This window comes from Micromonospora lacuserhaii, assembly GCF_036902735.1.
Taxonomy (GTDB): Bacteria; Actinomycetota; Actinomycetes; order Mycobacteriales; family Micromonosporaceae; genus Micromonospora.
The window spans coordinates 93,968-111,326 of sequence record NZ_JBAKHO010000017.1 but is presented as its reverse complement, the minus strand read 5'-3'; the positions used below and the strand labels follow the sequence as shown (position 1 = coordinate 111,326).

The following is a 17,359-nucleotide window of genomic DNA, read 5'->3' as shown; positions in this document are numbered from 1 at the left end:
CTGGCCCTTCGACAACGCGTTCATCGCCTGGGGCCTTCGGCGCTACGGCTTCACCCACGAGGCGGGACGCATCGCCGAGGGGATCATCGACGCGTCCCGGTATTTCGATGGGCGCCTGCCGGAGGCCTTCGGCGGCTACGACCGCGAGCTGACCGGGCACCCGGTCTCGTACCCCGCAGCGAACAGCCCGCAGGCCCTGGCCACCGGAGCGCCCCTTCTGTTGGTACGCACCGTGCTCGGCCTCGAGCCGTACGGGGAGGATCTGGTGGTCGCGCCGGCGGTGCCCGAGCGGTTCGGCCGGATCGAGCTGCTCGACATTCCAGGGCGGTGGGGCCGGGTCGACGCCATCGGCGCGGCGAACGCCCGGGAGAGGGAAGCATCCGGACGCATGAGCACGGCGTAACGGTGACCGGGGGGTCACCGTTGAGGACGTACCAGGCCCGTCTCGTACGCCAGCACCACCGCCTGCACCCGGTCACGCAGCCCCAGCTTGGTGAGCACGTGCCCGACGTGGGTCTTGATGGTGGTCTCGCTGATCGACAGGGCGACGGCGATCTCGGCGTTGGACAGCCCACGGGCCACCTGCACCAGCACCTCGCGTTCCCGCTCGGTCAGCGTGCCCAGCACCTTCGGCGGCGTGAACGCGGGGTCGGGCAGCGCGTCGGCGAACCGGGTCAGCAGCCGCTTGAGGATCCGCGGCGCGAGCACCGCCTCCCCGGCGGCCACCGTCCGGATCGCGGTGACCAGGTCCTCGGCCGGCACGTCCTTGGTCAGGAACCCGCTGGCCCCGGCGCGCAGCGCGCCCACCACGTACTCGTCCAGGTCGAACGTGGTCAGGATGAGCACCCGCACCGGCAGGCGGGCGTCGACGATCGCCCGGGTGGCGGCCAGCCCGTCCAGCCGGGGCATCCGGATGTCCATCAGCACCACATCCGGCAGCAGCCGGCGGGACAGCTCCACCGTCTCCTGGCCGTCCCCGGCCTCGGCCACGACGTCCAGGTCGTCGTGGGTGCCCAGCACCATCCGGAAGCCGGCGCGCAGCAGGGGCTGGTCGTCGGCGAGCAGGATCCGGACCGGTCGCCCCGCCGTGACCTGCCCCATCCGCGCCCCCCGTCGTGCTCGCCGTCCGCAGGCTCCCACCGTAGAGGGCCACCCGTGGCCGGCGGCGCCCGGCTGGCCTGCCGTGAGAGCGGCGTGCCGGCGGTGATCGAACGCGGCCCTGGCCCAGCTAACCGTGCGTGGCGGCGGTGATCGAACGGACCCTGGCCCGGCTAGCCGGGCGCACCGGCGGCCGTGCCGCTGGCCGCCGGCCGCCGCGACGGGCCGCCCGTTACTCCCGGCCTCCCGTGGCAGGGCGGCCCGTTACTCCCGGCCTCCGGTGGCAGGGCGGAGGTTCACTCGTCGGCGCCGGGGGCGGCCGGGGCGGACCGGGCGTCGCGCAGCGGATCGGGGGCCGCCGGCCGCTGCGGGAACGGCGGCGGGGTGCCGCCGAAGGTCGGGCAGTGCGCCTGGTGGCTGCACCAGTCACAGAGCCGGCTCGGCCTCGGCCGGAAATCCTGCCGGGCGGTGGCCTGCTCGATCGCCTGCCAGAGCGCCACCACCGTGCGCTCGAAGCGCAGCAGCTCGTCGGCGTCGGGGGAGTAGTCGCAGACCTCGGCGTCCTTGAGATAGAGCAGGCGCAGCACCCGGGGCACCACGCCGCGGGTCCGCCAGAGCACCAGCGCGTAGAACTTCAGCTGGAACAGCGCCCGCGCCTCGAACGCCTCCCGCGGCGCCCCGCCGGTCTTGTAGTCGACCACCCGCAGCGCGCCGTCCGGCGCCACATCGAGCCGGTCGAGGTAGCCCCGGATCAGCAGCTCGTCGTCGACCACCGCGGAGATCAGGCTCTCCCGCTCGGCCGGCTCCAGCCGGCGCGGGTCCTCCACCGCGAAGTAGCCCCCCAGCAGGGCGGCCGCCGAGCGGAGGAACTCTGCGGCGCCCACCTCGTCGCCCGGGGCGAACAGGCCGGCGAGCTCCGGCTGCTCGGTGACCAGCCGGTCCCACTGCGGGGCGACCAGGTCACCCGCGGCGTCCGGGGTGCGCCCGCCCGCCGGCAGATCGAACAGCCGCTCCAGCACGGCGTGCACCAGCGTGCCCCGGGCCTGCTCGACGGTCGGCCGCTCGGGCAGCCGGTCGATGCTGCGGAACCGGTAGAGCAGCGGGCAGGTCTTGAAATCCGCCGCCCGGGACGGCGACAGCGACGCCCGGACTGTGGCGGGCAACGCTGCCGCCGGGGTGTCCTGCTGGTCGATCACCGGTTCCGCCGTCATGCCCCGAAGGTTAGGGCACCGGTGTGACAGCGCCGTGATCGCCGCACCGGTGCATGATCTCCACCGCGTAGCATCGGGCCGGTGGAGACCCGCACCCGCGCCCCGCGCCGGCCCGGCCGGCGCACGAGCGTGACCGTCGGGCGGGTGTTCGGGGTGCCGCTGCGCCTCAACGTCTCCATGCTGCTGCTCACCCTGCTGATCACCGTGGCGTACGCCGAGTTCGCCCGGGACCGGCTGGGCCTGCCCCCGCTCGGCGGCTACCTGATCGGCCTGGGGTTCGTGATCTCGCTGCTCGGGTCGGTGCTGCTGCACGAGCTGGGCCACGCCCTCACCGCCCGGCACTTCGGCATCGGTGTGCGCGGGATCACCCTGGAGCTGCTCGGCGGCTACACCGAGCTGGACCGGGACGCCCCGACCCCCCGGGTGGAGCTGCTGGTCTCGCTGGCCGGTCCGGCGGTCTCCGCGGTGCTCGGCGCGCTGGCCGTCGCCGCCACCCTGGCCCTCCCGCCGCACACCCTGGCCCACCAGCTCGCCCTGCAGGTGGCGCTGAGCAACGTCATCGTGGCGCTGTTCAACGCCCTGCCCGGGTTGCCGCTGGACGGGGGCCGGGCGCTGCGCGCCGCGGTCTGGGCGGCCACCCGTGACCGGCACCGGGCCACCGAGGTGGCCGGCTGGGTGGGCCGGGCCGTCGCGGTCGCCACCGCCGTCGGAGTCGTCTGGCTCACCGTCGAGGAGCTCCTCGTCCCCCTGGCGCTGCCGCTGATGCTGCTGGTCGCGCTCACCCTCTGGCGGGGCGCCGGCCAGTCCGTCCGGTACGCCCGGATCAGCCGCCGGGTCCCGCTGATCGACCTGTCCCGGCTGGCCCGCCCGATCTTCGGCGTACCCACCGGCACCCCGCTGGCCGAGGCCCAGCGTCGGCGCGACGCCCAGGCCCCGCCCGGGGCTGCGCTCGCCGTGCTCGACGGTGCCGGTCGGCCGGTCGCCCTGGTCGAGCAGGCGGCGGCGGACGCCGTACCCCCGCAACGCCGGCCCTGGGTGGCGGTGGACGCGGTGGCCCGGTCGCTGGCCGGACTGCCCACCGTGCCGGCCGGGCTCGACGGCGAGCGGGTGATGGCGGCCGTGCGGGCCCACCCGGGCGCACGGTACGTGGTGACGTCAGGCGAAGATGTCGTCGGCGTTCTGCACATCGCGGATCTCGCACAGGTCCTCGAACCCACACGGAAGATGAACAGGTGACCGCAGCACATCCCCCCGCCCTCCCGGCCCAGAACGGCACGCCGGTGCCCGCCGCCATCCCGGAGCTGCCCCCGGTGCACCGGGGGCCGTTCCGCCCCGGCGACCGGGTCCAGCTGACCGACCCGAAGGGGCGGATGCACACGGTCATCCTGGAACCCGGCAAGGAGTTCCACACCCACCGCGGCATCCTCAAGCACGACGCGCTGATCGGGCAGCCCGACGGCAGCGTCGTCACCACCTCCGGCGGCGGGACGGCGTTCCTCGCGCTGCGTCCCCTGCTGTCGGACTACGTGCTCTCCATGCCGCGCGGCGCGCAGGTCATCTACCCCAAGGACTCCGCGCAGATCGTCGCCATGGGCGACATCTTCCCCGGCGCCAAGGTGCTGGAAGCCGGCGCCGGCTCCGGCGCGCTGAGCTGCTCGCTGCTGCGCGCCGTCGGCACCGGCGGCGAGCTGCACTCCTACGAGATGCGCGACGACTTCGCCCAGATCGCCCGGCGCAACGTGGAGGCGTTCTTCGGCGCCCCGCACCCGGCCTGGAAGCTGCACGTCGGCGACGTCGCCGACTGCCCGGAGACCGGCTTCGACCGGATCATCCTGGACATGCTCACCCCCTGGGAGACCCTCGACATGGTCGAGCGGGCGCTGCTGCCCGGCGGCGTGTTCATCGGCTACGTGGCCACCACCCCGCAGCTCTCCGAGCTGGTGGAGGCGCTGCGCGAGCGCGGTGGCTGGACCGAGCCGCGGGCCTGGGAGTCGCTGGTGCGCGACTGGCACGCCGAGGGGCTGGCCGTCCGGCCGGACCACCGCATGATCGCCCACACCGCCTTCCTGGTCTCCGCGCGTAAGCTCGCTCCGGGCGTCACCGCCCCGCCGCGGCGCCGCAAGCCCAGCAAGGGCGCCGAGGCGTACGCCGAACGCAAGCAGGCGCTGCGCGAACTGGCGGAGGCCCGCCAGGCGGCGGCCGCGCAGGCCGCCGGTGCGGCGCCGACCACCGCGGACGAGGTGGAGCTGCCGTGACGGTGGTGCGGGGCGGCTGGGAGTGAACGGGTGGACTCCGCCGGCCGGTGCGGGTCGGCGGCACGACCTGGTGGAGGTGGCATGAGTCGGCCCGGCTTCGGCGGCGGCGACCTGCCGGCCGTGTTCCCCGACTGGTCGCCCTACACCGACCTCGAGTCGGCGGCGCGGGCGTACCTGCGTGACCCGGACATCGCCCTGGAGGCGCTCGGCGGGGTGCTGCGCGGGGCGTCGGTGCTCGGCTTCACGCTGGAACGCTTCGTCAACGAGGTCAACGGGGTGTGGCAGGAGGTCGTCGTCTGCGACGGCAGCCGGCTGGTGCTCTGGCACGGCGAGGACGTGCCGCCGGGGGAGGGGCCGCCCGGCTCGATGACCTCGTCGCTGCGGGTGGTGCCGGTCTCCACGGTCACCGAGGTCGGCTGCCGGCGGCGGCTGACCCGGTCCGACAGCGGTGAGGTACGGGTCGACAGCATCGACGTCTACCTGCTGCTGACCTCGCTGGACGAGGCGCCGCCCGGCGACGAGATCGTCGGCGCGCCGCGGCACGACGCGCTGCGCTTCGGCAAGACCCTCGACGACGGCGGCGCCGGCCAGATCGCCCGGCTGGAGGAGTTCGCCCGGCTGGTCGCCTCGGTGGTCGGCCGCCCGATGCTCTGACCGGCCGGGCCCGGGAACCGACACGGGCCGCGGACGACGTCGTCGTCCGCGGCCCGCTTCGTCGTCTGCCGACGGTCAGTCGTCCTCGGCCTCCGGGCCGGCGACCTCGACGCCGTCGCTGCCGCGCACCACGTGGATGCAGTCGCCCGGGCACTCCTTCGCGGAGTCGATCACCTCGAGGCGCAGGTGCTCCGGCACGTCGACCCGGCTGCCCGGGGCCAGCCGCAGCTCGCCGTCGGGGCCCTTGACGTATGCCAGGCCGTCGACGTCGAACTCGAAGACCTCCGGCGCGTACTGCACGCAGAGCCCGTCACCCGTGCAGAGATCCTGGTCCACCCAGACCTGCAACTGGTCGGTCGCGACCTCGGCCACCGGTGCACCCCCCATGTTCTCCCGTCCCACCCCCCGACGGTACCCGAACGCCCGGACCTGCCCCTCACGCGTCCCTTGGCGATCAAGGTTCGGTGACGAGGGCGTTGCGTGGGACCGAATCGGCCGCATAGCGGCTAGTGTTAGGGCAGAACGTTCAAGCCCCCCGGGGAGGTGGGACGTGGCACGCAGCGACGACGCGGACTCGCGCGCCGCACGGTGGGAGAAGGAAGCCCACGATCTCTCCACGCAGGTCGCGTTCCTGCAAGAGGAACTCGCTCTGGTGCGGCGCAAGTTGACCGAAAGCCCCCGACACGTCCGGCAGCTCGAAGAGCGGCTGGCGGCCACCCAGGCACAGTTGGCGCGGCTCACCGAGAACAACGACCGGCTCGTGAGCACCCTCAAGGAGGCTCGCGCGCAGATCGTGACGCTCAAGGAGGAGATCGACCGGCTCGCCCAGCCGCCCAGCGGCTACGGCGTCTTCCTCGCAGCGCACGACGACGGCACGGTGGACATCTTCACCGGCGGACGCAAGCTCCGGGTCGCCGTCTCGCCCTCGCTGGACGCCGCCGAGCTGCGGCGTGGCCAGGAGGTCCTGCTCAACGACGCCCTCAACATCGTCGACGCGTTCGGTTACGAACGGGTCGGCGAGGTGGTCATGCTCAAGGAGATCCTGGCGGGTCCCGAGGGCGCTGCGGGTGACCGGGCGCTTGTGGTCTCGCACTCCGACGAGGAGCGGATCGTGCACCTCGCCGAGACCCTGATCGGCACGCCGATCCGGGCCGGCGACTCGCTCATGATCGAACCCCGTTCGGCGTACGCGTACGAGCGGATCCCGAAGAGCGAGGTCGAGGAGCTGGTCCTGGAGGAGGTGCCCGACGTCGGCTACACCGACATCGGTGGCCTCCAGTCGCAGATCGAACAGATCCGCGACGCCGTGGAACTGCCCTTCCTGCACGCCGACCTCTTCCGTGAGCACCAGCTCCGGCCGCCGAAGGGCATCCTGCTCTACGGTCCGCCCGGCTGCGGCAAGACGCTCATCGCCAAGGCGGTGGCGAACTCGCTGGCCAAGAAGATCGCCGAGCGGGAGGGCAAGGAGAAGCACACCAGCTTCTTCCTCAACATCAAGGGCCCCGAGCTGCTCAACAAGTACGTCGGCGAGACCGAGCGGCACATCCGGCTGATCTTCCAGCGCGCCCGGGAGAAGGCCGGCGAGGGCACCCCGGTGATCGTCTTCTTCGACGAGATGGACTCGATCTTCCGGACCCGTGGCTCCGGCGTCTCCTCCGACGTGGAGAACACCATCGTCCCGCAGCTGCTCAGCGAGATCGACGGTGTCGAGGGGCTGGAGAACGTCATCGTGATCGGCGCCTCCAACCGGGAGGACATGATCGACCCGGCCATCCTGCGCCCCGGCCGGCTCGACGTGAAGATCAAGATCGAGCGTCCGGACGCCGAGGCGGCCAAGGACATCTTCTCCAAGTACATCCTCTCCGGGCTGCCCCTGCACCCGGACGACCTGGCCGAGCACGGCGGCGACCCTCAGGCCACCGTGGCGGCGATGATCGACGCGGTCGTACTGCGGATGTACTCCGAGACCGAGGAGAACCGCTTCCTCGAGGTGACCTACGCCAACGGCGACAAGGAAGTCCTCTACTTCAAGGACTTCAACTCCGGCGCGATGATCCAGAACATCGTCGACCGGGGCAAGAAGATGGCGATCAAGGAGTTCCTCACCTCCGGGCGCAAGGGGCTGCGGTTGCAGCACCTGCTCGACGCCTGCGTCGACGAGTTCCGGGAGAACGAGGACCTGCCCAACACCACCAACCCCGACGACTGGGCCCGCATCTCCGGCAAGAAGGGCGAGCGGATCGTCTACATCCGCACGCTCGTCTCCGGCGGCAAGGGCGCCGAGGCCGGCCGGTCCATCGAGACCGCCAGCAACACCGGCCAGTACCTCTGAGAAGGACCAGCTCCGACGGAGGCCCGTGGCGCGCGACGCGCCGCGGGCCTCCGCGCTTGGAGGCCGACACGTACGCCCGCCGGTCGGCACGCCCCCATCCCGCGTGCCGGCGACTACGCTCGACGTGACGGCGCACCGGGATGGGCGAGCGAAGCGGGTAGGTCGATGAGCGTCAGACGAATCATGGGCACCGAGGTCGAGTACGGCATCTCCGTGCCCGGCCAGGCCGGGGCCAACCCGATGGTCACCTCGTCCCAGGTGGTCAACGCCTACGGGGCGCGCCCCGAGCTCAACCGTGGCGGCCGGGCCCGGTGGGACTACGAGGAGGAGTCGCCGCTGCGCGACGCTCGCGGCTTCACCTACTCCGGCGCCGCGTACGACCCGGCCGAGGCGCTCGCCGACGAGGACCTCGGCCTGGCCAACGTGATACTCACCAACGGTGCCCGGCTCTACGTCGACCACGCCCACCCGGAGTACTCCACCCCCGAGGTGACCAACCCCCTCGACATCGTCCGCTGGGACAAGGCGGGGGAGCGGGTGATGGCCGAGGCGTCCCGCCGGGCCGCCACCATCCCCGGCACCCACCCGATCCACCTGTACAAGAACAACACCGACAACAAGGGCGCCAGCTACGGCGCCCACGAGAACTACCTGATGCGGCGGCAGACCCCGTTCGCCGACATCGTGGCGTACCTGACGCCGTTCTTCGTCACCCGGCAGATCGTCTGCGGCGCCGGCCGGGTCGGCATCGGCCAGGACGGCGGCCAGAGCGGCTTCCAGATCTCCCAGCGCGCCGACTTCTTCGAGGTCGAGGTCGGGCTGGAGACCACCCTCAAACGGCCGATCATCAACACCCGCGACGAGCCGCACGCCGACGCCGACAAGTACCGCCGGCTGCACGTCATCATCGGCGACGCCAACCTCTCGGAGATCTCCACCTACCTCAAGGTGGGCACCACGGCGCTGATCCTCTCCATGATCGAGGAGAAGGCGCTCGGCAGCGACCTGGGCATCGCCGACCCGGTCGCCGAGCTGCGCGCGGTGAGTCACGACCCGGGCCTGACGCACCTGATGCGGCTGCGCGACGGCCGGAAGCTGACCGCGCTGGACGTCCAGTGGGCGTACCTGGAGCGGGTCCGGTCCTTCGTGGACGACCGGTACGGCAACGACGTCGACGAGCAGACCGCGGACGTGCTGGCCCGCTGGGAGAGCGTGCTGGACCGGCTCGGCCGGGATGCCTTCCTCTGCGCCGACGAGCTGGACTGGGTGGCCAAGCTGCGGCTGCTCGAGGGCTACCGGGAGCGCGAGAAGCTCTCCTGGGGCTCGCACAAGCTCCAGTTGGTCGACCTCCAGTACTCCGACGTCCGGCCGGAGAAGGGCCTCTACCACCGGCTGGTCTCCCGCGGCTCGATGAAGACGCTGCTGACCGACGAGCAGACGCGTACCGCGATGACCGAGCCGCCGGAGGACACCCGGGCCTACTTCCGGGGCCGCTGCCTGGCCCAGTACGCCTCCGAGGTGGTCGCCGCGAGCTGGGACTCGGTGATCTTCGACGTCGGCCGGGAGTCCCTGGTCCGGGTGCCGATGATGGAGCCCGAGCGGGGCACCCGCAAGCACGTCGGCGCGCTCTTCGACCGGTGCGACACCGCCAAGGACCTGTTGGAGACGCTGACCGGCAACTGAGCCGTACCGGACGGACGCCCGTCGAGTGCCGGAAGCTGGCGCGCGGCGGGCTTTTCGTCGCTCCCGCGAGGTAAGTTCATCGCAGACGATCGTGGAGGAGGCAGCAATGGCCACTCATGACAGCGGCGGCCAGTCGCAGTCCGGCAAGTCCCGCCAGGGCGAGGAGATCGAGGACGTCACCACCGAGGCCAACCCCGAGGTGGCCGAGCGACACGCCGAGATCACCGAGGACGTCGACGACCTGCTCGACGAGATCGACTCCGTTCTTGAGGAAAATGCCGAGGAATTTGTCAGGGGGTACGTACAAAAAGGGGGCCAGTAGGGCATAGCCGGTCAATTCGGACATGCCTAGCTCCCCAAATGATCGCGACGGAGAGCGCCGCTGTCGCGACTGCCGCGAGTGGAAACCGCTCGAGCAGTTTTGCAGTAACAGCAAGCGTCCCGATGGACGTGGCAGCTACTGCAAACCGTGCTTCAACCTGCGCTCGAAGGCCAGCTATGCCAAGCGGCTGAAGGAGCAGCAGGGCCGGGACGTCCGTTCCGCACCGGTGGTGCCGGATGGACACCGCCGGTGCCCGGCATGCGGCGAGACGAAGGCGCTCGCGGACTTTCCCCGTAACCGCTCCGCCCGGTCTGGCTACGGCCGATACTGCAAGCCTTGCCACAACGACAAGGGCAACGAGACCCGGCAGCGGCTCTACGGCGGTAGCCGCGAGTACCACCTGCGGCACCGCTACGGCGTGGGGCAGAAGGAGTTCGACGAGCTCCTCGCCGAGCAGGGCGGCGTCTGCGCGATCTGCGGCGGCGCGGACCCGCAACATCTGGACCACGATCATCGCACCGGATGGGTGCGCGGGATACTCTGCTTCAACTGCAACGGTGGTCTTGGCCAGTTCCGTGACAGTCCCACGAGGCTGGCCAGGGCGATCACGTACCTGAGAGGAACCACGTGGCAGCGGGCTTTGATCCATCCGGGCGTCTACCAGATGTGTTCACCAACGCGGGGACGTCCTCCTTCACCTCGTTCCTGAGTCGGGTGGCCCCGGAGATGCTGCCCGGCCGGCGGCCGCTGCCGCCGGGCATGGCCGCCGACCTGGCGCCGCACGCGACGACCATCGTGGCCATCTCCGCCGCCGGTGGTGTCGTCATGGCCGGCGACCGGCGAGCCACCATGGGCAACCTGATCGCCCAGCGCGACATCGAGAAGGTGCACCCGGCCGACGCGTACTCGCTGGTCGGCATCGCCGGCACCGCGGGCATCGGGATCGAGCTGATGCGACTGTTCCAGGTGGAGCTGGAGCACTACGAGAAGATCGAGGGCGCGATGCTCTCGCTCGACGGCAAGGCCAACCGGCTCGCCTCGATGATCCGCGGCAACCTCGGCGCGGCGATGCAGGGCCTCGCGGTCGTCCCGCTCTTCGCCGGCTTCGACCTGGCCGCGAGCGACCCGGCCCGGGCCGGTCGGATCTTCAGCTTCGACGTCACCGGCGGCCCCTACGAGGAGACCGGCTACGACGCGATCGGCTCCGGCTCGCTCTTCGCCAAGTCCGCGCTGAAGAAGCGCTTCCGCGCCGGCATCTCGATCGACGACGCGACCCGCCTGGCCGTCGAGGCGCTCTACGACGCCGCCGACGACGACACCGCCACCGGCGGGCCGGACCTCACCCGTCGGATCTACCCGGTGGTGATGACGGCGACGGCCGAGGGCACCCACCGGCTCACCGACGCCGAGACGGCGGCGATCGCCGAGTCGGTCGTCGCCGGCCGGATGGAGAACCCGGGCGGCTGACCCCGCTCCCGTCCACCTGTCAGCAGTCGTCAGCACAGCGCCCGAAGGAGAACCGCCGCCGTGGCCATGCAGTTCTACGCCTCGCCCGAGCAGATCATGCGCGACCGCTCCGAGCTGGCCCGCAAGGGCGTCGCCCGGGGCCGGAGCGCGGTGGTCCTCAGCTATGCCGGTGGGGTGCTCTTCGTCGCGGAGAACCTCTCCAGCGCCCTGCACAAGGTCAGTGAGATCTACGACCGGATCGGCTTCGCCGCGGTCGGTCGCTACAACGAGTTCGAGAACCTGCGCCGCGCCGGGGTGCGGATGGCCGACCTGAACGGCCTGAGCTACGACCGGCGCGACGTCACCGGCCGGGCCCTGGCGAACGCGTTCGCGCAGACGCTGGGGTCCATCTTCACCGAGCAGTCCAAGCCGTTCGAGGTGGAGATCTGCGTGGCGCAGGTCGGTGCCACCGCCGAGGACGACGAGCTGTACCGGATCACCTACGACGGCTCGGTCAACGACGAGCCGGGTCGGATGGCGATGGGCGGCCAGGCTGAGGCGATCACCGGGGTGCTCAAGGCGCAGCACCGGCCGGAGATGTCGCTCAGCGAGGCGGTCAAGGTGGCCGTGCAGGCGTTGAGCAGCGTCGGCGGTGAGGGCGGCGCCTCCCGGACGATCGCCGCCAACCAGCTCGAGGTGGCGGTGCTGGATCGCGGCCGGGTGGGGCGTACGTTCCGGCGGGTGACCGGGGCGGCGCTGACCGGGCTGCTGGACGGCGACGCGTCGGCCGACGCGGCGCCGGCCGGTGGGCGGGCGAAGACGCCGACCGTGCCCACGGAGGAGGCGCACAAGCCGACGACGTCCGCCGGGTCGGCCGACCTGGAGGGTGTTCGGCCGGAGCAGCCGGAGGCGTAGCGCGCGCACGTCACGCGGGGGTCGGGGTGTCATCCCGGCCCCTGCGGCGTGTCCGGGCCGCGTGGGCCGCGGCCGGCGGCGGGACCTGACTCAGCGCGTGCGCAGCAGCGGCTTCGCGGCGGCCCAGTAGCCGGCGGCGATGACGTTGTAGATGGCCATGCCGGGGGGCGACTCGACGTTCGACGGGTCGACCTTCGCGGTCATCAGCTCGGCGATCAGCCCGTCGGGCACGGTCCGCTCGTCCTGGAGCCGGCGGCGGCGCGCGCGCAACCAGGCACGGTTGGCCCAGAGCCAGCCCCAGCCGCGGACCTTCTCCCGGCTCCAGCCGCCGAGCAGCGCGGCGACCAGCATGGCCGCCTCGGTGAGCAGCAGCATCGGCGCGAGCACCGCCAGGGTCCGCGTCTCGTACGCGGTGAGCAGGGAGATCAGCCGGTTCCGCTCGAGCAGGTAGTGCTTGAGCTTGTTGCGGGAGAACTCGTAGTGGTGCACGACCACGGCGTCCGGGACGTACTCCTGGCGGAGCCCGCGCTGCCACAGCCGCAGGCTGAGTTCGGTGTCCTCGTGGTAGGCGAAGTACTCGGCGGCGAAGCCGTCCAGCTCCCGCCAGAGCTCGCGGTTGATGACGAAGCAGCAGCCGCTGACCGAGGGGACGGTGGTGCGCACGGCGTGCGCGCTGGCGGGTTGGCCGTTGCCGCCGGCCCAGGAGAGGCCGATGAAGTGCAGCGGGTTGCCGGAGGTGTTGATGATCTCGGGGTTCTCGGCGAGCCGGATGGAGGCCATCGCCGCGCCGACGCCGGGTTCGCCGGCGACGGCGACGGTCCTGGCCAGGGCGTCGGGTGCGACGATCGCGTCGGAGTTGACGAAGGCGAGCCATTCGCCGGTCGCCTCGGCCGCGCCGATCCGGCAGCCGCCGGAGTAGCCGGTGTTCGTCTCGGGGCGGATCACCCGGACGCCGGGGAGACCCTTGACGATGTCGATGCCGTCGCCGGTGCAGCCGTTGTCCACGACGATCAGCTCGAGGTCGAGGCCGGTGGAGTCGAGGACGGCCCGGGCGGCGTCGACCAGGTAGGGCTCCGCGCCGTAGGCCAGCATCACGGCGGTCACCTGTGGGTGGGTCATCGCGGGCCTCCGGATACTCCAGCGGTGGCCGCCTCGTCGAGGGGCCGCGTCGGTGCGGGGGTGGGGGAGCCGCCGCGCAGCAGCAGCGCCATGACGGCGACGACCACGACGGAGGCGGCGGTGTACGCCAGTTCGACCCGCAGCGCCACCGGCGCCGGGGTGACGGTGACGGCGACCAGGGCGGCCACGCCGACGGTCCAGGCGAGTGCCTGCGCGCGGTGCCGGTCGAGGGCGAGCAGCGCCTGGCCGAGCACCATCGCCCACAGGTAGGCGAGGGTGGCGACGGCCAGCCAGGCGAAGTCGCCGTGGCCGAGCACGTCGGGGGCGTCGAAGAGGGTACGGACCAGCCAGGGGCCGAGCAGCACGGCGCCGATCGCGCCGGTGACGCCGAGCGCGGTGACGATGCCCAGGGCGCGGCGCAGCAGGCCGTGGAAGGCGGCACGGTCGCCGGTGGTGGCGGAGGTGGCCAGGCCGGGCAGCAGGGACGCCTGCAGTGAGCCGAAGACGAAGAGCGGGATGCGGACCAGCACCAGCGCGGAGAGCAGCGCCCCGGCGGTGGCGACGTCGGACGGGGCGAGCAGCCGTACGTTGATCACGCCGACGTTGACCACCGCCTGGGAGAGCAGGCTGGAGACGGCGAGCAGGCCGAGGCCGTGCAGCAGGGCGCTCCAGGCGACCGGTACGCCGCCGCCGACGGCGCGCAGCACCGGCGGGAGGGTGACCAGGACGGCGAGCAGCGGGGCGGCGACGAGTACCGCGCCGTACCAGACCGGGTCGGTGACGCCGGTGAGGCCGAGCAGGGCGACCATCGCGATCCGCAGGCCGCCGTCGACCCCGAGCTGGGTGCCGTACCAGGGGAAGTGTCCGAGGCCGGCGAGGACGCCGCGGGTGGTGTAGGAGACGGCGGTCGCGGCGAGCGCGCCGATCAGCACGGCGACCATGGTGTCGTCGCCGGCGAAGAGCCGGTCGGCGATCGTCCGGTGGCCGGCGAGGACCGCCACGGCCATCACCGCGAGGACGGTGACGGCGAGCACGCTGGCGCGGCTGAGTACCGGCCCGGGTGGCAGGCCCTGGCTGCGGCGGGCGGCGACCACCCGGGCGGTCTCCTGCTCGAAGGGGAGGAAGACGCCGATACCGAGGGTGAACACGATCGACCAGAGCACCGACAGCGACGAGTAGTCGGCGGCGTCCAGGGCGTGCCCGGCCACCGCGAGGTGGACGTAGGAGGCCAGCCCGAGCAGGGCCAGCCCGACGCCCACGGCGAGGGTGCCGGGTGGGACGAGGTCCTTCAGTCGACGGATCACCGGCGGATGAGGGCGAGGGTGAGCACGGCGAAGGCGCGGCCGAGGTAGATCATGGCCTTGGCGGGGGAGTGGCTGGGGGTGCCGGCCATCCGCCGGCGCATCGCCACCGGCACCTGGCGGATCCGGTATCCGCGCCGGGCGGTGTGCACGAGCGTCTCCACGGTGTCGCCGAGGTACTCGGCCGGGTACCAGCCGGCGAACATCTCGATGACCCGCCGGTTGGCGGCGCGGAACCCGGAGGTGGTGTCGGTGAGCCGGGTGCGGGCGATCCGGGAGAGCACCGCGGAGAGCATCACCATCGCCCAGCGGCGTGGGCCGCGAACGATGTAGTCGCCCTCCCCGGCGAACCGGGCGCCGATGACCAGGTCGTTCTCGTCGAGCAGGTCGACCAGCTTGGGCACGTAGCGGGGGTCGTGCTGGCCGTCGGCGTCGATCTGGACGGCCACGTCGTAGTCGTGGTCGCGGGCGTACCGGTAGCCGAGCCGCATGGCCCCGCCCACCCCGAGGTTGTACGGGAGTTTGGCGACCAGGGCGCCGGCGGCGGCCGCCACGGCGGCGGTGCGGTCGGTGGAGCCGTCGTCGACGACGAGGACGTCCACGCCCGGCAGTTCGCCGCGGACCTCGCCGACGACGTCGGCGATGGAGCCGGCCTCGTTGAGCGCCGGGATGATGATCAGGGTGCGCTTGCCGTTAACCATCGTGGGACACCAGCCCGTCGCGCGCGGCGCCGTTCCGGGCCGCCCGTTCCGCGTCGATCTCGGCGCGGAGCAGGGCGAAGTCCTCGGCGAGGGTGCGGGTCTCCTCCTCCAGGGCGCTGACTTCCCAGCTCAGGTGCACGCAGACCAGCAGGAGGAAGACGATGCCGAGGAAGAGCACCAGGCTGACGCCGGAGACCACGCCGAGGAAGCCGGCGACGTTGTCGAGCAGTCGGGGGAACAGCGACAGCGGGATGACGATGACCAGCACGCCCAGCCAGAGCATGCCGTACTTCTCCCGGAGCTGGCGACGGCGCAGCAGCTCGACGATCGTCCCGAGCAGGATCAGGCCGGTCAGTCCGGTGACCAGGGTGAGCTTCATGCGACCTTCCACGGGGCGGGTGGAGTGGCGGAGTCGAACGCGTCGGCCAGGGTGTCGCGCCAGTGCGGCAGCGCGGGCAGGCCGGCGGCGGCCCAGCGGTCGTGCGATAGCACACTGTACGCGGGGCGGGGGGCGGGACGTGGATACCGGTCGCTGGTGGTGGGTCGGATCCGGTCCGGGTCGAGTCCGGCCAGGGTGAACGTGGCCCGGGCCAGCCCGTACCAGGTGGTGTGCCCGGAGCAGGTGCCGTGGTAGGTGCCGGCGGCGGCCCGGCCGGCGAGCGCGGCGTCGGCCAGCGCGACGAGCTGGGTGGCCAGGGCGTACGACCAGGTGGGTTGGCCCTGCTGGTCGTCGACCACGTCGAGGTGGTCGCGCTGCCCGGCGAGGCGCAGCATGGTGGCCACGAAGTTGGGCCCGTGCGCGCCGTAGAGCCAGGCGGTGCGCACCACGTACCCGGTGTCGGGCAGCAGCCGGGTCACCGCCCGTTCGCCGGCGAGCTTGCTGCGCCCGTACGCGTTGACCGGGTCGGTGGGGGCGTCCTCCGGGTAGGGGCTGGTGGCGTCGCCGGGGAAGACGTAGTCGGTGGAGACGTGCAGCAGCCGGGCGCCGGTGGCGGCGCAGGCGGCGGCGAGGTGCGCCACGGCGTCGCCGTTGACCGCGGTGGCCGCCGCCTCGTCGGTTTCCGCCCCGTCGACGTCGGTCCAGGCCGCCGCGTTGAGCACCACGTCGTGGCCGGTGACGGCGACCCGGACCGCCGCGGCGTCGGTGACGTCGAGCTCCTTGCGGGTCGCGGCGGTCACCGTCAGGTCCGGGCGGTGCGCCAGGACGGCCAGCAGGTCCCGGCCGAGCATCCCGCCGGCGCCGGTGACGAGGACGCGGGTCATGCCGTCTTCGCCGCCTTCAGCGGCTCCCACCAGGCCCGGTTGTCCCGGTACCAGCGGACGGTCTCGGCCAGGCCGCGGTCCAGGTCGATGCTCGGGGCGTACCCCAGCTCGGTGTTGATCTTGGTGATGTCCAGCGAGTAGCGGCGGTCGTGGCCCTTGCGGTCGGCGACCGGGACGACCCGGTCCCAGCCGGCGCCGCAGGCCTCCAGCAGCCGGCCGGTCAGCTCCTTGTTGCTCAGCTCCGTGCCGCCGCCGATGTTGTACACCTCGCCGGCGCGCCCCTTCTGCTGCGCCAGCGCGATGCCCCGGCAGTGGTCGTGCACGTGCAGCCAGTCCCGGACGTTGCCGCCGTCGCCGTAGAGCGGCACGGTGCCCCCGTCGAGCAGGTTCGTCACGAAGAGCGGGATGACCTTCTCCGGGAACTGGTACGGCCCGTAGTTGTTGGAGCAGCGGGTGACCACCACGTCCATGCCGTGGGTGCGGTGGTACGCCAGGGCGAGCAGGTCGGAGCCGGCCTTCGAGGCCGAGTACGGGGAGTTCGGCGCCAGCGGCCAGGTCTCCGTCCAGGAACCGGAGTCGATCGAGCCGTACACCTCGTCGGTGGAGACGTGCACGAAGCGGCCCGTGCCGTGCCGCAGCGCGGCGTCCAGCAGGGTCTGGGTGCCCAGCACGTTGGTGGTGACGAAGGGCGCGGCCCCGGCGATCGACCGGTCGACGTGCGACTCGGCGGCGAAGTGCACGATCACGTCGTGGCCGGCGACCACCTCGTCGACCACGACCGGGTCGCAGATGTCGCCCTGCACGAACCGCAGCCGCGGATCGTCGCGGACCGGGGCGAGGTTCGCCAGGTTGCCGGAATAGGTGAGCTTGTCCAGCACGGTCACCGCGGTGGGCCCGACGTCGGGCACCCCGGCGGCATCACCGCCGGGCACACCCAGCAGCATCCGTACGTACTCCGACCCGATGAATCCGGCTCCGCCGGTGACGAGGATCCTCACGGGTCCGGAAGTGTACGCGAGCTGACCTGCCTCTCAGGTGCCCGTGACCCTGGTGTCCGGT

At 72.3% G+C, this 17,359-nt stretch carries 18 protein-coding genes and 1 pseudogene; 10 read left to right on the top strand and 9 right to left on the bottom strand.

Translation table 11 applies throughout. The features are described from left to right. Positions 1-403 (top strand): annotated as a pseudogene (locus tag V6U81_RS14450) (glycogen debranching N-terminal domain-containing protein); the annotation flags it as partial. 14 nt (positions 404-417) lie between these two features. On the opposite strand, the gene V6U81_RS14445 reads toward V6U81_RS14450, so the two are convergent. Next, complete coding sequence (locus V6U81_RS14445; RefSeq protein ID WP_334489358.1) at positions 418-1,101, bottom strand: response regulator; 684 nt, start codon at positions 1,099-1,101, stop codon at positions 418-420. Between the two features lie 293 nt (positions 1,102-1,394). Next, complete coding sequence (locus tag V6U81_RS14440) at positions 1,395-2,309, bottom strand: RecB family exonuclease (RefSeq protein WP_334489356.1); 915 nt, start codon at positions 2,307-2,309, stop codon at positions 1,395-1,397. A 144-nt stretch (positions 2,310-2,453) separates the two neighbouring features. On the opposite strand from V6U81_RS14440, the gene V6U81_RS14435 reads away from it, so the two are divergent. The 3 genes from V6U81_RS14435 to V6U81_RS14425 all read left to right on the top strand — a co-directional run bounded on the left by V6U81_RS14435 (position 2,454) and on the right by V6U81_RS14425 (position 5,218). Continuing rightward, positions 2,454-3,545, top strand: a complete 1,092-nt coding sequence (locus V6U81_RS14435) for a M50 family metallopeptidase (RefSeq protein ID WP_420884023.1) — start codon at positions 2,454-2,456, stop codon at positions 3,543-3,545. Beyond that, positions 3,542-4,564, top strand: coding sequence for a tRNA (adenine-N1)-methyltransferase (locus V6U81_RS14430; RefSeq protein WP_420884022.1), 1,023 nt, complete (start codon positions 3,542-3,544; stop codon positions 4,562-4,564). Before V6U81_RS14435 ends, V6U81_RS14430 begins: the two co-directional genes overlap by 4 nt. 81 nt (positions 4,565-4,645) lie before the next feature. After that, entirely contained in the window at positions 4,646-5,218 is a 573-nt protein-coding gene (locus tag V6U81_RS14425) for a hypothetical protein (protein WP_334489351.1), read from the top strand. A 75-nt stretch (positions 5,219-5,293) separates the two neighbouring features. Here the strand turns inward: V6U81_RS14425 and V6U81_RS14420 are convergent, their stop codons facing one another. Continuing rightward, the gene (locus V6U81_RS14420; protein WP_334489348.1) at positions 5,294-5,590 is read right to left on the bottom strand and encodes a ferredoxin; all 297 of its coding nucleotides are present in this window, start codon (positions 5,588-5,590) and stop codon (positions 5,294-5,296) included. Between the two features lie 178 nt (positions 5,591-5,768). On the opposite strand from V6U81_RS14420, the gene arc reads away from it, so the two are divergent. The 6 genes from arc (at position 5,769) to prcA (ending at position 11,916) form a co-directional block, all read left to right on the top strand. Next, entirely contained in the window at positions 5,769-7,550 is a 1,782-nt protein-coding gene (gene arc, locus V6U81_RS14415; RefSeq protein ID WP_334489345.1) for a proteasome ATPase, read from the top strand. Between the two features lie 165 nt (positions 7,551-7,715). After that, positions 7,716-9,233, top strand: a complete 1,518-nt coding sequence (dop, locus tag V6U81_RS14410; protein WP_420884021.1) for a depupylase/deamidase Dop — start codon at positions 7,716-7,718, stop codon at positions 9,231-9,233. Positions 9,234-9,339: 106 nt separating this feature from the next. Continuing rightward, positions 9,340-9,555: a ubiquitin-like protein Pup gene (locus V6U81_RS14405; protein WP_030332902.1), complete on the top strand. Its 216-nt coding sequence runs from the start codon at positions 9,340-9,342 to the stop codon at positions 9,553-9,555. A 22-nt stretch (positions 9,556-9,577) separates the two neighbouring features. Further along, positions 9,578-10,264 carry an endonuclease VII domain-containing protein gene (locus tag V6U81_RS14400; protein ID WP_334489325.1) on the top strand — a complete coding sequence of 229 codons (687 nt, stop codon included), beginning with the start codon at positions 9,578-9,580 and terminating at the stop codon, positions 10,262-10,264. Next, entirely contained in the window at positions 10,183-11,022 is an 840-nt protein-coding gene (gene prcB / locus V6U81_RS14395) for a proteasome subunit beta (RefSeq protein ID WP_334489322.1), read from the top strand. The genes V6U81_RS14400 and prcB overlap by 82 nt, the downstream gene beginning before the upstream one ends. A gap of 60 nt (positions 11,023-11,082) precedes the next feature. Further along, entirely contained in the window at positions 11,083-11,916 is an 834-nt protein-coding gene (gene prcA / locus V6U81_RS14390) for a proteasome subunit alpha (RefSeq protein ID WP_334489320.1), read from the top strand. 90 nt (positions 11,917-12,006) lie between these two features. On the opposite strand, the gene V6U81_RS14385 is transcribed toward prcA, so the two are convergent. From V6U81_RS14385 to rfbB, 6 genes are read right to left on the bottom strand one after another with little or no spacing between them, the layout of a single operon-like run. Then, on the bottom strand, positions 12,007-13,035 hold the full coding sequence (locus tag V6U81_RS14385) for a glycosyltransferase family 2 protein (protein WP_334489317.1): 1,029 nt from the start codon (positions 13,033-13,035) through the stop codon (positions 12,007-12,009). After that, entirely contained in the window at positions 13,032-14,339 is a 1,308-nt protein-coding gene (locus V6U81_RS14380) for a lipopolysaccharide biosynthesis protein (protein ID WP_334489314.1), read from the bottom strand. The genes V6U81_RS14385 and V6U81_RS14380 overlap by 4 nt, the downstream gene beginning before the upstream one ends. Then, the gene (locus V6U81_RS14375) at positions 14,336-15,037 is read right to left on the bottom strand and encodes a glycosyltransferase family 2 protein (RefSeq protein ID WP_334489311.1); all 702 of its coding nucleotides are present in this window, start codon (positions 15,035-15,037) and stop codon (positions 14,336-14,338) included. The genes V6U81_RS14380 and V6U81_RS14375 overlap by 4 nt, the downstream gene beginning before the upstream one ends. Continuing rightward, positions 15,030-15,416, bottom strand: coding sequence for a DUF2304 domain-containing protein (locus V6U81_RS14370; RefSeq protein WP_334489309.1), 387 nt, complete (start codon positions 15,414-15,416; stop codon positions 15,030-15,032). The genes V6U81_RS14375 and V6U81_RS14370 overlap by 8 nt, the downstream gene beginning before the upstream one ends. Beyond that, positions 15,413-16,300, bottom strand: coding sequence for a dTDP-4-dehydrorhamnose reductase (gene rfbD, locus V6U81_RS14365; RefSeq protein WP_334489306.1), 888 nt, complete (start codon positions 16,298-16,300; stop codon positions 15,413-15,415). Before rfbD ends, V6U81_RS14370 begins: the two co-directional genes overlap by 4 nt. Then, positions 16,297-17,298, bottom strand: a complete 1,002-nt coding sequence (rfbB, locus tag V6U81_RS14360; protein WP_334489303.1) for a dTDP-glucose 4,6-dehydratase — start codon at positions 17,296-17,298, stop codon at positions 16,297-16,299. Before rfbB ends, rfbD begins: the two co-directional genes overlap by 4 nt. Positions 17,299-17,359: the final 61 nt, after the last annotated feature.